We start from the raw sequence: 14820 nt of genomic DNA, 5'->3' as shown, positions 1-14820 counted from the left end.
TACAACATCGATTTCCTGATCCACTTCAGCAAGAGCGTGCCCGTGGCGGGCAATGTCGCTCCACCCCAATAAACAGTGGAATTGCCTTATCACTTTCGCGATCCGTCGCTTGCCGCGCTTGCCCTGACGCATCGCAGCGCCGGCAAACCCAACAACGAGCGCATGGAGTTTCTCGGCGACGCCCTGCTCGGGGCGATCATCGCCGAGATGCTGTACGAGACCCATCCCAAAGCTGCCGAAGGCGACATGTCGCGACTGCGCGCGCAGTTGGTGAACGGGCAAGCGTTAGCTGTGGTGGCGCGGGATCTCGAGCTGGGTGATCAGCTGAAACTGGGCTCGGGCGAACTGAAGAGTGGCGGCTACCGGCGTGACTCCATCCTTGCCGACGCCTTCGAAGCGCTGGTCGCCGCGATCTACCTGGATGGCGGTTTCGATGCCTGCCGGGCGGTGGTGCGTACGTTGTTCGCCGATCGCATTGCCGCCTTGCCGCATGCTTCCAAGGACGCCAAGACCCGCCTGCAGGAGTGGCTGCAGGCACAAGGCTGGCCGCTGCCGCAGTACGAACTGGTGGCGACCGAAGGCGAAGAGCATGCACGCATCTTCGAGGTCCATTGCATCGTGTCGCAGCCCATGACCGTGAAGGAAGCAGGGCGCGGCAGCAGCCGCCGGCTGGCGGAGCAGGATGCCGCGGAAGTGGTGCTGAACCGTCTGGTTGGCGAGCAGGAAAACCAGTAACCGGGTCTTGCGAGGCCATCCCATAACTTTTTCGTGTGGCCACGGCGCCACGCCGGTGGCGTTCGCGAGCGCGCGGCGCCATGCTTACACCCATCCATCCGAGTACCGCGCACCATGACCGACGAACGCGACGACATCGCCGAAAACGAACTGCCGCACCCCGATTTCCGCTGCGGTTTCGTAGCGCTGGCCGGCCGGCCCAACGTCGGCAAGTCGACCTTGCTCAATGCCTTGATCGGCTTTCGCCTGTCGATCGTCAGCCCGCGCCCGCAGACCACTCGCCACCGCATCCTCGGCATCGCCACCAGCGAGGCCGGGCAGATTCTTTACGTCGATACGCCCGGCCTGCATCGTGGCGCCAAGCGGGCGATGAACCGCAGCCTCAACCGCGCCGTGCATTCCGCCTTGAGCGAAGTGGAAGTGGCCGTGCAGGTGATCGAAGCCGGACGCTGGACGGATGAGGACGAAGCCCTTTACGAAGCGCTGGGCGAACAGAGCATCCCGCGCCTGCTCGCCATCAACAAAGTCGATCTCAGCAAGGACAAGGGGGCACTCTTGCCCTTCGTGGCCGAACTCACCGCCAAGCATCATTTCGATGCGGTGCACTATGTCAGCGCGCTCAAGCGTAAGGGGTTGGAGGTGCTCAGCCAGGACATCCTCACCCGCCTGCCGGTGCGTGCGCCGATGTTCGGCGAAGACGAAGTCACCGATCGCAGCGAACGCTTCCTTGCGGCGGAAATGGTGCGCGAGCAATTGATGCTGCGCCTCAGTCAGGAGCTGCCGTACGCCACCACCGTCGAGATCGAGCAGTTCAACGATCGGGACGATGGCGTTGCGGAAATCCACGCCGTGATCTGGGTCGAGCGCGACGGCCAGAAAGCCATCGTCATCGGGCAGGGCGGGGAACAGCTCAAGGCCATCGGCACGGGCGCGCGCCGCCATATGGAGCGCATGTTCGACCGCAAGGTGTTCCTGCGATTGTGGGTGAAGGTGCGCGAAGGCTGGGCGGATGACGAATCGATGCTGAAGCAATTCGGGTACAACGATTAACCCCATCGGCCATGCTCATCGAGCAACAGCCCGCGTACGTCCTGCACTCGCGCCCTTATCGCGAAACGTCACTGCTGATCGAATGCCTCACGCGTGACCAAGGCCGTCTCGGCGTGGTCGCGCGCGGCGTACGCAGCCAGCGCGGACGTTTGCAGCGCTCGCAGTTGGAACCGTTCCAACCGCTGCTGATCAACCTGCATATGCGCGGCGAACTTGCGAGCTTGCGTGGCGCCGAAGTGTCCGCGGCACCGTTTCGCCTGATCGGCGATGCAAGTCTTGCGGGCTTGTACCTCAATGAGCTGGTCGTGCGGCTGACCGAGCGGCAAGACCCACATCCGCAGCTTTTTGATGCCTACACCCAGACGCTTGCGCGCATTGCCGAAGGTGCTTCCTTGACGTGGCATTTGCGACGTTTCGAACGCGATCTACTGGGTACGCTGGGCTACGGCATGCAACTGGATGTCGAAGCGAATACCGGCGAGCCGCTGCAGCCTGACGCACTGTACGTGTATCGGGCCGAGCAGGGTGCCGTGCATTGCCGGCCGAACGAGCCTTATGCCGTGCGTGGCAGCGATCTGCTGGCGTTGCATGACGATCGTATGCCCGACGCACAGGGCTTGCATGCCTTGCGCGGCATGATGCGCGAGCTGATTCGCTTTCACCTTGGCGGTGTCGAGCTGCGCGCATGGCGGGTGTTGCGCGGGCCGCTTGTGCGGCGATGATTTTTCATCCGAGCCTGCACCTCGTGCCACCGGCCGCCGCCGTAGGCTGGGATGAAATCCCAGCTTTCGTAGGCATGGCGATGCTGGGGTTCGCACCCAGCCTACGCGGACATTGTCATCCCTATGCAAGCGGCAGCGCTTCAATCGTCTCCTGCATCGAGCGTCGGAAATCCACCAGCGGCAGCATGGCGCCGCGATGATCCAGCTTCAGATGCTGCTGCAGCGATACAATATGTTCGGACAGTGACGTCGCACCACAGAATCCACACGATGAGCGCAGTTTATGCAGTCGCGCTTCCAGGCCTTTCGGATCCGAGGCCAACTCATCCAGCTCCGCATTGATCGTCTGCAACTCCTGCCGCAGCAAGCCGCGCAAGGCCTGCACGACCGCCGGCGTGCCACTTGTGTGCAGCGCTTGGCCATCATCCAGCACCGGCACGCTGCGTAGCCCCACGGCGGCCAATCCCAGTACGCCGCGCAAATCCGCCAAGGTGCACGGCTTGAGCAGTACGGCATGAAAACCGGTCGCGAGCAGTGCCTGCTGCGCCTGGGTATCCAGCTCCGCGCTGCTGGCGACAGCGGGGCGGGAGCCTGAGTTCGCATCAGGATCGTTGCGCAGCCGATTCAGGATATCGACCGCGCCACCCCCGGGCATCCGGCAATCCAGCACCAGCAGGTCGAACGTTTCATTGCGCGCCAAGGCCACCGCTTCGCTGCCCGACGCCGCGAACACCACGCGCGCGCCGAACTGGCGAAAGGCATCGCCGAGAAAGCAGCGCGTGGGCTCATCATCGTCAGCCACGAGCAGATAAGGTTCGACGTCTACAGCAGTCATCGCATCGTGCGGCGGGTACGGCATAGTCCTGTGTCCGTATCGTTCAGCTTAGTTTGGCAGAATGGCCCCTCATGTTTTCACTCCGCCGCTCGCTTGCCATCTGTGCTCTCTGGACCCTGTTGTGGGCTGCACCCACCTGGGCCGGCACCGTCGTGGTCGCCAAGCGCGTCGATATGCCCGGGGTCAGCTTGCAAGATGTGCGTGCGCAACTCACCCCCGGCGCATCACCCGACACCGTACAGATCAGCCTGCGTGCCGGCAAGGCCGACATACCCGGATTCGGCTGGCGAAAGGTCGGCATTGTGATGGACGGCAACCTGCACCGTGACCTGCAGCTGCGCTGGATGTTCGACGGCACCGTCCAGCTCAGCGGCGCACCCGGCGGCGCGCTGAGCAACGCCGCCGTAAACCTGGTTGTGGATGCCTCCGCGAACACGCTGGAAATCAACGCCAGCCAGGGTGCCGCGCGCATCGCTACGGCATTCCCGCTTGACCAGCCCTCGCATGCGCAGGTCAACCTGCGCAATCTGCCCGCCGGCTGGCTGCAGGGCCTGCTCGCTACCATCTGGCCGGCACACATCGCGGGCGGCAAGCTGGATGCGGATTTGGCGCTCGACGTGCGCGATGAAGGCTTCCAATCGTCTGGTGACGTTACCTTTGCCGACATCAAGTACGCCACGCCCGCCGGCGCTACCGCGGGCCAAGGTTTGGATGGACACGCGCGTTTCGAGCTGGATGCCAACGCGCGGCCCGCGCAGTTGACAGTGAACGGCGGCATCCACAACGGCGAATTGCAGCTTGGCCCCGTACTGGCCAAATTGCCGGCCCACGACGTCGTGCTCGATCTCAATGCCAGCGCCGAGCGCGGCAGCCTGGCCATCAACCGCCTGCATATGGACGATGCCGACGCATTGCAACTGGACGGCGCGCTGACCATCGATGCCAAAGGCAATCTGCAGAAGCTCAAGCTGGAGAGCTTCCGGGCGCGTTTCCCTGCCGCCTACGAACGCTACGGCGAGCCGTGGCTGGATAACCTGATAGCACCCAACCTGCAAATCGCCGGCCAGCTCGAGGGGCATGTCGACTATGCCGGCGAGCATCTGCGCAGTGTCGGCTTCCGCACGGAAGCACTGGATGTCGCCCATAGCGCAGACCAGTGGCAGGCAAGCGGCCTGCACGGCGAGCTGGACTGGTCCGCCCAAAGCGAAAAACCCACGACCACCCTGGCATGGAACCAGCTGACGCTGCGCCAATTCACCACCGGCGCCATGCAATCGCGCTGGCGCAGCCATGATGGCGTCTTGAGCCTGCAAGCACCGCTGCAACTGGCGGCATGGAAAGGCCATGCCCAGCTGACTCGCTTCGACTGGCGGCCCGATGCTATCAAAGGGGAGCGCTTCGACCTGGCTGCCAACGTCTCAAGCGCGGATATGGCGACGGTCAGTCAGGCGCTCGGCTGGGCGCCAATCGCCGGCACGCTGGATGGCAACGTGTCTTCCGTGCACTGGACGGGTGATCGCTATGACCTGGATGGCCAATGGACCATCAAGGCATTCGGCGGCACCGCCCAGGTCGACCACCTCGCCGTACAGCAGCCTTTGAGCAACGCGCCCGCGCTGAGCGCGGACGTGACGCTGCATCAGATCGACCTGGCGCCTTTGGCCGATACCTTCAACTTCGGCGCCATCAGCGGCAAGCTGGATGGCAGCATCGCCGGCCTGCAGCTGATAGGCGGCAGCCCGGTGGCGTTCAAGGCGTCGCTGCTGGCAGAGAACGGCGGGCGCATCAGCCTGCGTGCGGCCAACAATCTTTCAGTCATTACCGGCGGCTCGCCGGCCAGCGGCTTGCAAAGCGCCATGATGAAGCTGTTCAAGAGCGCCAGCTACAAGCGGATGGGGCTCAACGTTGCCTTGCAGAACGGCACATGCACGCTCAGCGGGCTGGACGGCGACGATAGCGGCTATTCGATCGTCGAAGGCAGCGGCCTGCCGTACATGCATGTCACCGGTACCCAGAACCGCATCGAATGGCCACTGCTGGTCAAGCGCCTGAAGGCGGCCACCCAGGGCGCCATCGCTGAGCGTTAAGCGCGCCTGCCGCGGTATCATGAACAGCTGGCCGGGCCGATGCGGCCCGCCTTCCTTCCTTTTTCGTTACCCGTCCGGATCGTGCGCGATCCGGCCTCCCGAGTTTTCCCAAGCATGCCGATGAACGAGTTCGAAGCCCCCATTACCGATCTGAGTCACGACGGCCGGGGCGTGGCCCGCATTGATGGCAAAACGGTATTCGTCAGTGGGGCGCTGTTGGGCGAGCAGGTGCGATTGCGCATCCGCAAGCGACATCGCAACTTCGACGAAGCCGAAACGCTGGAGATCCTTACCCGTTCGCCCCATCGGGTGGAACCGCGTTGCAGCCATTTCGGCCAATGCGGCGGATGCTCGCTGCAACACCTGGATGCTGCTGCACAAATCGAAGCCAAGCAGCGCGTGCTGGTCGACAACTTCGCACGCATCGGCAAGGTGGAACCCGAAAGCTGGCTGCCACCGCTCACTGATGAAGCCTGGGGCTATCGCCGCAAGGGACGCCTGTCGGTACGCGCGGTGGCGAAGAAGGGACGCGTGCTGGTGGGCTTTCGCGAGGAAAACAACCCGCGCTTCGTGGCGGACATCCTGCACTGCGACGTCGTGCATCCCGCGCTCGGCCCCAAGATCGGTTTGCTCGGTGAGCTAGTCGGCAGCATGGACGCCGCGCCGGATATCGCGCAGATCGAATTTGCCGCCGGCGACGACACCGTTGCCTTGGTGTTTCGTCACTTGAAGCCGTTGAGCGAAAGCGATCGCGTGAAGCTGATCGCGTTCGGGCAAGAACACGGCTTTGCCATCTATCTGCAACCCGGTGGCGTCAGCAGCGTGCATCCGCTATGGCCCGAACATCCACGCCTGGCATTTCGCATTCCCGCCGGCGAAGGCGTGCAAGACGTAGAACTGGAGTTTCAGCCGCTCGATTTCGTGCAAGTAAATGCGGGCATGAATCGCCGCATGATGCAGCGAACGCTCGAACTGCTCGATCCCCAACCACAGGATCGTGTGCTGGATCTGTTCTGCGGCCTGGGCAATTTCACCTTGCCGCTCGCACGCCGCGTCGCCGAAGTCGCCGGCGTGGAAGGCGAGCATGGCCTGGTGGCGCGTGCCGCCGACAACGCCACGCGCAACGGCTTGAGCCATGCGCGCTTCCATGTCGCCAATCTGTTCGAAGATCAGCGCGGCACCGATTGGGCGCGCAAACCCTGGGACAAGCTGCTGCTCGATCCGCCCCGCGCCGGTGCAGACAAGGTGCTGGAATACCTGCCGCACAAAGAAACCGCACGCATTGTGTACGTCTCATGTCACCCTGCATCGCTGGCGCGCGATGCCGGCATCCTGGTGAATCAGCATGGTTTCCGTTTGAAGTCAGCTGGCGTGATGGACATGTTTCCGCACACGGCGCACGTGGAATCCATCGCCTTGTTCGAACGAAGGTAATATCCACCGATGGGTATCGAGATCGAACGTAAATTCCTGCTCGCCAATGACGATTGGCGCAAGGCCATCGGTGCCAGCAAGCACATTGCACAGGGTTACCTGGTGGACGTGCGCGCACTGCGCGAAGGCACCGCACGCGCTTCCGTGCGCGTACGCATCAGCGGCGAGCAAGCGTGGCTCAATATCAAATCGGTGGAACTTGGCGTCGCGCGTGCCGAATACGAACTGCCGCTGGCGCTGGCCGATGCGCAAGCCATGCTGGCGACCATGTGCAATGGCGTGCTGGAAAAAGTTCGCCATCATGTGGAAGTCGAAGGCTGGACATTCGAGATCGACGAATTCCTCGGCGCCAATCGTGGCCTGATCGTGGCGGAACTCGAATTGCCCGAAACGGACGCTGCCTATCCACGCCCGGCATGGTTGGGCCGCGAGGTGAGCACGCTGGCGCGCTACTACAACGTCAATCTGCTCGAGCATCCTTATGCCGAGTGGAGCGACGATGAGCGCAACGCCGCCCACGTGCAGGCAGGGGAGAGCGCCTGATGCTGTTGATCGGTATCGCGGGCACCGAACTGCTGCCGCACGAACATGCATGGCTTACCGCGCCGGGCGTGGCAGGCGTGATCCTGTTTTCGCGCAATTACAGCAACCGCGAACAATTGCTCGCATTGGCGGAATCGATTCGCGAGCTGGCGGGCGAAGATTTTCTGCTCGCGGTCGATCAGGAAGGCGGCCCCGTGCAGCGCTTCCGCACCGGCTTCACGCGTCTGCCGCCCTTGCTGAAAATCGGTGAGATCTACGACCGCGATCCCGCCGAAGCGATCAAGCTGGCAGAAGAACATGCCTGGGTGATGGCAAGCGAACTGCGCGCCAGCGGCATCGATTTCAGCTTTGCGCCAGTGGCCGATCTCGCGCGCGGCAACGCCGCCATCGGCACACGCGCGTTTCATGCCGATCCCGATATCACCGGCGAGCTGATCCACGCCTACGTGCGCGGTATCCACTTGGGCGGCATGGCGGCCGTGCTCAAGCATTTCCCTGGGCATGGTTCGGTGGCCATCGATACGCATAAGGCGCAGGCGATCGATCCGCGTTCGCTGGACGAGATTCGCCAGAACGACCTGCGTCCGTTCCTGGAGGGTTTTTCGGCGCATGCCGAAGCCGTCATGATGGCGCACGTGGTCTATCCCGCCGTGGATGATCAGCCGGCCGGTTATTCGCGCCGCTGGATTCAGGACATTCTGCGCACGGAGCTTGGCTTCAACGGCGCCGTGATCAGTGACGACATCAGCATGGCCGCGGCCGGCGTGGCCGGCGGCGTGGCGCAGCGCGTGCATGCGCATCTGCACGCCGGCTGCGATCTGGTGCTCGCCTGTTTTCCCGACGTGGTGGAACAAGCCATCGCCGCCATGCCCACGCCGTCTGACATCAGCATGCAGCGTGTTGCTCGCTTGCGCGGCGCGATTGGCTCGACCTGGGCCAGCCTGCTCGATAATCCGCAGCGCGATCATTTCATCGCGCGCGTTACCGCATTGAATAGCTAAAGGGCTTTGCTATGAGCACAACCACGACGGTTCCCTCGCTGGCGGAAGCGCTCACACGCTCCGACATTTTGTTCCAGCGAGACGAGCTGGAAAGCGTCATTGCTCACCTGGGTCGCGCCGTCGACGCAGCGCTCGACGGCGAGCGTGCGGTGTTTCTGACCGTAATGAATGGCGCGCTGATGTTCGGCGCCCAGCTTGCGTTGTCGATCCGCACCGACATGGAATTCGATTACGTCCACGCCACGCGCTACCGCGGCGCCACCTCCGGCAATGATCTGCACTGGCTGCGCGAGCCTGCTGCGGCGTTGGCAGGCCGTACCGTATTGCTGGTCGATGACATTCTCGATGAAGGGCATACGCTGAAGGCCGTCCGCGACGATTGCCTGCGTCGCGGTGCCAAACGCGTACTGGTCGCCACGCTGTGCCGCAAAGTGCATGGCCGTTGCGTGGATGGCATCCAAAGCGATTTCAACGGCGTGGAACTGCCCGATCGCTATGTCTTCGGTTATGGCATGGATTACTACGAGCAAGGCCGTAATCTGCCTGCCATCCATGCGCTGAAAGAATAATCTCCGTATTGCTTTGAAGCCGTCATTCCCGCGAAAGCGGGGATCCATTTTCAACTGTTGCATCAGACCAGATGGATTGACCGGCATTCGCCGTTGTAAAGCGCCTCCGCTTTCGCGGGAATGACGGCCTCGCCAAGTTGCCAAGGAACCCCGCAATGACCAATCTCATCGACCTCGCCGTGATCGGCGGCAGCGGCCTGTATCAATTCCCAGGTCTGGAAAACGCCACGCGGCAAAGCGTCGACACGCCTTATGGCGCCGCTTCCGGCGACGTGGTGATCGGCGATTTCGCCGGCCGCCGCATCGCCTTTCTCGCGCGCCACGGCGAAAGCCACACCTTGCCGCCGCACCGCGTGAATTACCGCGCCAACGTATGGGCCTTGCACCATCTCGGCGCGCGCCGGGTCATCGGCGTCAACGCGGTGGGCGGCATTCGCGCCGACATGGGGCCGCGTGTCATCGTGGTGCCGGACCAGGTCATCGATTACACCCACGGCCGCTATACAAGTTTCTGCGACGTGGAAGGCGCGGAAGTGAAACACATCGACTTCAGCGAACCGTATACGGCTTCCTTGCGCAGCGCCCTGATCGATGCGGCAAAGAGGGCCGGTATCGCAGTGATCGATGGCGGTTGTTATGGCGCCACGCAGGGACCGCGCCTGGAAACCCGTGCGGAGATCGCGCGCATGAAGCGCGACGGCTGCGATCTGGTCGGCATGACCGGTATGCCGGAGGCCGCCCTGGCGCGCGAACTGGAACTGGATTACGCATGCCTGGCGCTGGTCGCCAATTTCGCCGCCGGTTGCGGTGACGAGGCGGAAATCAGCATCGAGGAAATCTTTGCGCACCTGGCGGCAGCGACGGCGGCCGTGCCCCCCATTCTTGCCGAACTGCTCAAAAGCTGATCATTCCAGCCGGCTCAAGCCGCAGTGCATATTGCGCTTTGCCTGAAAACATGAGGATACTTCGCCTGTGCCAGGGGCGGCGGACCTAGGGGTAGAGGTGGTTCTCGCGGAGACTTGGTGCATCCAGTCCTTAGATTCAGAGGTTCACGCAAATGCGTTTCGGTACGGTCAAATGGTTCAACGATGCCAAGGGTTTCGGCTTCATCGCGCCCGAGGACGGTGGGGAGGACGTGTTTGTCCATTTCTCCGCGATCAACTCCAAGGGCTTCCGCAGCCTGCAAGAAGGTCAGCGCGTGAAGTTCGAAGTGACCACGGGCCCGAAGGGTGCCCAGGCGTCCGGCGTCGAAATCGCGTAGTAAAACCGTCGTTGTTACCATGCTTCAACGAGAAAGCCCTGCCTAGCGCAGGGTTTTCTTTTTGGATGATTTTTTAAATCGATAAAAATAGTTATCCCTGACCGCGATCCGCGTAGGGCGGGATGAAATCCCAGCATCAAGAGCCGCATCAAAGCCGGCATACCCACTCAAGCCACAAACTGCAGCCGCGCCAGCTCCGCATACAGCCCGCCCTCTGCCAGCAGGCTCTCGTGGGTACCCTGCGCCACGATACGTCCGCCATCCATCACTACGATGCGATCCGCGCGCTGCACGGTGGCTAGCCGGTGGGCGATCACCAGGGTGGTGCGGCCCTTTTCCAATCGCTCCAGGGCTTGCTGGATCGCTGCCTCCGATTGCGCATCCAGCGCCGAGGTTGCTTCATCCAGCAACAGCAGTGGCGCGTTGCGCAGAATCGCGCGCGCAATGGCAATGCGTTGGCGTTGGCCGCCGGATAGCCGCACGCCGCGCTCGCCCAGTTCTGCCTCATAAGCATCCGGCAGCATCTGGATGAAGTCGTGCGCTTCGGCCGCGCGGGCCGCGGCGCGTACTTCCTCGTCGCTGGCATCCTGGCGGCCGAAGCGGATGTTGTTGGCCGTCGTGCCGCCAAAGATCACCGTTTCTTGCGGTACCAAAGCGATCGCACCGCGCAACTCGGGCAAGGCCATGGCGCGCAGATCGATACCATCGAAACAAATGCGCCCACGCTGCGGATCGTAGAAACGCAGCAGCAGCGCGAACACCGTGCTCTTGCCGGCGCCCGAGGGACCGACCAGCGCCACTGTTTCGCCGGGGCGAATGTCCAGGTTGAACTGATGCAGCGCCGGCGCGTCCGGGCGGGTGGGGTAGTGGAACTCCACGTCCTCAAAACGCAAGGCGCCGCGTACCGGTTGCGGCAAGGTTTGCGGATGCAGCGGATCGGCAATCGTCGGTTCCTCGTTGAACAATTCGCCGATACGTTCCATCGCACCGGCCGCGCGCAGCACGTCGCCCCATACGTCGGAAAGGCCCATCATCGATCCGCCGGAAAGCATCGCGTACACCACGAACTGTGCCAGCACACCGGCATCCAGGGTGCCGTTCAACACGTCGCGTGCGCCCACCCACAGCACCAGCGTGATCGCGCCGAAGAACAACACGATCACCGCTGCAGTAAGCATCGTGCGCATGCCGATGCGTTCGCGTGCGGTCGCCAGAGCGCGCATGATGGCATTGCCATAGCGATCGCTTTCGATGCCCTCGCGGGCATACGCCTTCACCGCGGTGGCGGCATTGAGCGTTTCATTTGCGATGGCGGCGGTATCGGCGAGGCGATCCTGGCTGGCGCGCGAAAGCTTCTGCACGCGACGCCCGAAAATCAGGATCGGTAACACCACCGCCGGAATCACCAACGCGGTGAGGCCAGCCAGGTGCGGGCTGGTCCAGATCATCGCGGCCGTTGCGCCAATCAGCATCACCGCGCTGCGCAGCGCCACCGAAATGCCGGAGCCCACCAAGGCCTGCACTACTTCCGTATCGGTTCCCAGGCGCGAAATAAGTTCGCCCACGCGATTGCGTTCGAAGAAGCTCACGTCCAATCGAATCACGTGCGCGTACAGCTTCGCGCGCAACGCGGCCAACGTGCGTTCACCCAGCAAGGAGATGCAGTAGAAACGTGCCGCCGTGGCGAACGCCATCACCAGGGCCACCACGAACAACCCCAGGAAACTGGCATTGATCGCCGTCAGGCTGGAATTGCGAAAACCATGGTCGATCATGTGCCGCACCGCCATCGGCAGCACCAGCGTGGAGCCGGACGAAATGGCCAGGAACACCAGCCAGCCCACCGCCAACATGCGATGGGGTTTCACGAATGGCCAGAGCAACTTCAGGGAACCGATACGGCGACGGGGCTTGGGATCGTTCGCGGGCGTCGTGCTCATGAGGTTCGCCGTGAGGAGGATGGAGAATCAGATAGGGGTGGCCGGAGGTGATTCAATGTTGTTTCCATGCGCCGGGGACGGCCGCGTGGCCAGTGCGGGCTACTCATCAAGCGCATACCCCTCGCTCCGCCCGCGGCTGATATCGACGATACGCGCCCTGGCCTCGTCCATCCGCGCGGCGGGAAGACGCATCTGCAGCGTCACGCCATCGGCCTCGAAGCTTTCCTGCTCGATTTTCACCCCAAGCTCCTTCAGCCGCGCCTTCATCAGCGCCAGCTCGGCAAACTCGCAGCGCAGGCGTAGCCGCGCCATCGCCACGATGGGTGTACGCGCAGCCAGCCGCAGGCATTCGGCCGCCGTGCCGCCATAGGCGCGCGCCAGCCCGCCGGCACCCAGCTTGATACCACCGTACCAGCGCGTCACCACCACCACGGCGCGGTCGATGCCCTGGCCCTCGATCGCCTGCAGGATCGGGCGCCCGGCAGTGCCACCCGGCTCGCCGTCGTCGTTGAACCGATAATCCTGGCCGATCCGGTACGCCCAGCAGTTATGGGTGGCGGACGCATCGCTCGCCTGCTGCACGTAGGCCAATGCCTGTTGCGGCGTTTCCACCGGTGCGGCCTGGGCTAGAAAGCGGCTTTTGCGAATGTCTTCGCTGTGCTGAAACGGAACAACGAGGGTATGCAATATCGGCGTCATGCCGCGCAGAGTAGGGGAAGCGCGTCCTGCGGTCATAGGGTGCGAGGAATGTTCTGATCTATGCCATGCCGGGTGCATGGCATAGATCAGAACATCCCTTGTATTAGGCTTACGCTTTTTCCACCGGGACGGGTCGCATGGTGTTGCTGTTGATCCTGCTTTGCGTGCTGGGTTACGCGGTGAGTCGTTTTCGCCGCGGTCGCGGTGGATGGGTGTTCTACGGACTGGCATTCGTCTTGTTCGTCGCCAGCGCTTGCGGTCCCGTGCCCATGTGGTTGGCCATGCATTTGCAGGCACCGTATGCGAGCCGGCCGGCCATCACCTGGATGCCGCGCAACGCCATCGTGGTGCTGGGCGCAGGCAACACGCTGATTTTCGCCACGGGTGACGTGATCCCGCCGGTGAACGCGGGCAACCGGCTCATCGAAAGCTATACGCTCTATCGCGAATGCAAGCAGAGCGGCAACGACTGCAAGTTGATCGTCAGTGGCGGCGATGGATCCCATGTCGGCAAAAGCGAGGCCGCGGTGTATGGCGATAGCTTGCTGCGCATGGGCTTGCCTCGCGACGACCTCATGCTTGAGTCACGCAGTATGAGTACCTGGCAGAACGCGGCATTCGTGCAGCCCATGCTCAAGGCCTATGCACCGCAGCGCGTGGTGCTGGTGACGTCGGCGATGCACATGCGTCGCGCGCAGAAAGCCTTCGAGCACTTCGGCATCGATGCGTTGCCGGTTCGCGGTGACTATATTGGCTTGTGGTACTCGTGGCTTCCCACTAGCCAGAGCCTGGCGCTGACCGACAGATGCTTGCACGAATACGCCGGCGTGCTGCTCTACGACATCTACAACGCGATGGGCTGGACGCCGCCATCGAGCAGGCCTGCTGCGCGCTGATGCATTGCCGATGACGCGCCTGCGGTCATCGTGGAGGAGCTTGCGTTACGCTTATTTTTTCGACAAGGAAGACCTGCATGTTGCTGCTGCTGTTCCTGCTGTGCGTGGTGGGCTATGGGGTAGGCCGTTTTCGCCGTGGCCGTGGCGGATGGGTGTTCTACGGGCTGGCGTTCGTGCTGTTCGCAGTGAGCGCCTGCGGCTTCTTGCCAGCGTGGCTGCTCACGCACCTGCAAGCGCCTTACGCCACCCGGCCGAACGTGACCTGGGCGCAGCGCAATGCCATCGTCGTGCTTGGCGTCGGGACGTCGCGTGTTGCGGCAACGGGCGAGGTAGGCCCGATGATCTTCGCCGGCGACCGGCTGATCGAAGGCTACAAGCTTTACCACGCCTGCAAGCGGACCGGCAGCGATTGCAAGCTGATCGTCAGCGGCGGCGACCCTTTGCACTATGGCAGGTCGGAAGCGGAGGTTTACGGCGATGCGCTCCTGGACATGGGCGTGGACCGCGATGACCTGGTGCTCGAAACGCATAGCTTGAACACCTGGCAGAACGCGCAGTTCGTGCAGCCGATGATCAAGGCCTACATGCCCCAGCGCGTGGTGCTGGTGACCTCGGCCGTGCATATGCGCCGTGCGCAGATCTACTTCGAACACTTCGGCATGGATGCGTTGCTGGTGCGCGGCGATTACGTCAATGCGCGGCCGACGTGGCTGCCCAACGGCTGGAACATGGCGCTCACCGAGATGGCCTTGCATGAATACGTCGGTGTGCTGACGTTTCACCTCTACAACCTGATGGGGTGGAATGCGCCGCCGAGCAGGTATGGTGCGGCTTGAGGTGCTTTAAGGGGTACTTCTATAAATGGCACTCAAGCGAAGCGAGCCTCTCGACCACCGCGACAAACGGCTAGAATCCAGAACTGTAGGTTGGGGTGCGAACCCCAACATCGCCATGCCGATCATCACGCTATGTTGGGGTTCGCACCCCAACCTACGCCGAAATGGCCATCCCGGGCATTCAGAAACGGATGTGTTGATTTATAGAAATG

General features: G+C 62.8%; 16 protein-coding genes. 12 read left to right on the top strand and 4 right to left on the bottom strand.

The genetic code is table 11. The features are described 5' to 3' along the window. Window positions 1-225 (bottom strand): hypothetical protein (locus tag VJR68_RS19970; RefSeq protein ID WP_324150487.1); only part of this gene is annotated, 225 nt, incomplete at its 3' end. On the opposite strand from VJR68_RS19970, the gene rnc reads away from it, so the two are divergent. The 3 genes from rnc to recO all read left to right on the top strand — a co-directional run bounded on the left by rnc (window position 124) and on the right by recO (window position 2507). After that, entirely contained in the window at window positions 124-735 is a 612-nt protein-coding gene (gene rnc / locus VJR68_RS19965; protein ID WP_324150486.1) for a ribonuclease III, read from the top strand. The two genes, VJR68_RS19970 and rnc, sit on opposite strands and share 102 nt — an antisense overlap. Before the next feature lie 114 nt (window positions 736-849). Further along, window positions 850-1785, top strand: a complete 936-nt coding sequence (gene era / locus VJR68_RS19960; protein ID WP_324150483.1) for a GTPase Era — start codon at window positions 850-852, stop codon at window positions 1783-1785. Window positions 1786-1796: 11 nt separating this feature from the next. Further along, window positions 1797-2507, top strand: a complete 711-nt coding sequence (gene recO, locus VJR68_RS19955) for a DNA repair protein RecO (RefSeq protein WP_324150482.1) — start codon at window positions 1797-1799, stop codon at window positions 2505-2507. Between the two features lie 121 nt (window positions 2508-2628). On the opposite strand, the gene VJR68_RS19950 is transcribed toward recO, so the two are convergent. Further along, a complete protein-coding gene (locus VJR68_RS19950) occupies window positions 2629-3366 on the bottom strand; it encodes a response regulator (protein ID WP_324150480.1) in 738 nt (245 codons plus the stop codon). A 47-nt stretch (window positions 3367-3413) separates the two neighbouring features. On the opposite strand from VJR68_RS19950, the gene VJR68_RS19945 reads away from it, so the two are divergent. The 7 genes from VJR68_RS19945 (at window position 3414) to VJR68_RS19915 (ending at window position 10237) form a co-directional block, all read left to right on the top strand. Beyond that, window positions 3414-5429, top strand: a complete 2016-nt coding sequence (locus VJR68_RS19945; RefSeq protein WP_324150478.1) for a hypothetical protein — start codon at window positions 3414-3416, stop codon at window positions 5427-5429. 120 nt (window positions 5430-5549) lie between these two features. Further along, window positions 5550-6863, top strand: coding sequence for a 23S rRNA (uracil(1939)-C(5))-methyltransferase RlmD (rlmD, locus tag VJR68_RS19940; RefSeq protein ID WP_324150476.1), 1314 nt, complete (start codon window positions 5550-5552; stop codon window positions 6861-6863). A gap of 9 nt (window positions 6864-6872) precedes the next feature. After that, entirely contained in the window at window positions 6873-7406 is a 534-nt protein-coding gene (locus tag VJR68_RS19935; RefSeq protein WP_324150474.1) for a CYTH domain-containing protein, read from the top strand. Continuing rightward, window positions 7406-8407: a beta-N-acetylhexosaminidase gene (nagZ, locus tag VJR68_RS19930; protein WP_324150473.1), complete on the top strand. Its 1002-nt coding sequence runs from the start codon at window positions 7406-7408 to the stop codon at window positions 8405-8407. Before VJR68_RS19935 ends, nagZ begins: the two co-directional genes overlap by 1 nt. A gap of 11 nt (window positions 8408-8418) precedes the next feature. Next, window positions 8419-8976: a hypoxanthine-guanine phosphoribosyltransferase gene (locus VJR68_RS19925; protein ID WP_324150471.1), complete on the top strand. Its 558-nt coding sequence runs from the start codon at window positions 8419-8421 to the stop codon at window positions 8974-8976. Window positions 8977-9131: 155 nt separating this feature from the next. Beyond that, window positions 9132-9881 carry an S-methyl-5'-thioinosine phosphorylase gene (locus VJR68_RS19920; protein WP_324150469.1) on the top strand — a complete coding sequence of 250 codons (750 nt, stop codon included), beginning with the start codon at window positions 9132-9134 and terminating at the stop codon, window positions 9879-9881. A 152-nt stretch (window positions 9882-10033) separates the two neighbouring features. Next, the gene (locus VJR68_RS19915; RefSeq protein WP_324150468.1) at window positions 10034-10237 is read left to right on the top strand and encodes a cold-shock protein; all 204 of its coding nucleotides are present in this window, start codon (window positions 10034-10036) and stop codon (window positions 10235-10237) included. 167 nt (window positions 10238-10404) lie between these two features. On the opposite strand, the gene VJR68_RS19910 is transcribed toward VJR68_RS19915, so the two are convergent. Beyond that, window positions 10405-12177, bottom strand: coding sequence for an ABC transporter transmembrane domain-containing protein (locus VJR68_RS19910; protein ID WP_324150466.1), 1773 nt, complete (start codon window positions 12175-12177; stop codon window positions 10405-10407). A gap of 99 nt (window positions 12178-12276) precedes the next feature. Beyond that, complete coding sequence (locus tag VJR68_RS19905) at window positions 12277-12876, bottom strand: YigZ family protein (protein ID WP_324150485.1); 600 nt, start codon at window positions 12874-12876, stop codon at window positions 12277-12279. Window positions 12877-13013: 137 nt separating this feature from the next. Here VJR68_RS19905 and VJR68_RS19900 point away from each other — a divergent pair, with 137 nt between their 5' ends. Further along, window positions 13014-13772, top strand: a complete 759-nt coding sequence (locus tag VJR68_RS19900) for a YdcF family protein (protein ID WP_324150465.1) — start codon at window positions 13014-13016, stop codon at window positions 13770-13772. A 77-nt stretch (window positions 13773-13849) separates the two neighbouring features. Continuing rightward, window positions 13850-14608: a YdcF family protein gene (locus tag VJR68_RS19895; RefSeq protein ID WP_324150463.1), complete on the top strand. Its 759-nt coding sequence runs from the start codon at window positions 13850-13852 to the stop codon at window positions 14606-14608. Window positions 14609-14820: the final 212 nt, after the last annotated feature.

It is taken from the genome of Dyella sp. (assembly GCF_035277725.1).
Lineage (GTDB): Bacteria > Pseudomonadota > Gammaproteobacteria > Xanthomonadales > Rhodanobacteraceae > Dyella_B.
The sequence above is the reverse complement of the archived record's forward strand: the minus strand, read 5'-3'. Positions and strand labels throughout refer to the sequence as shown.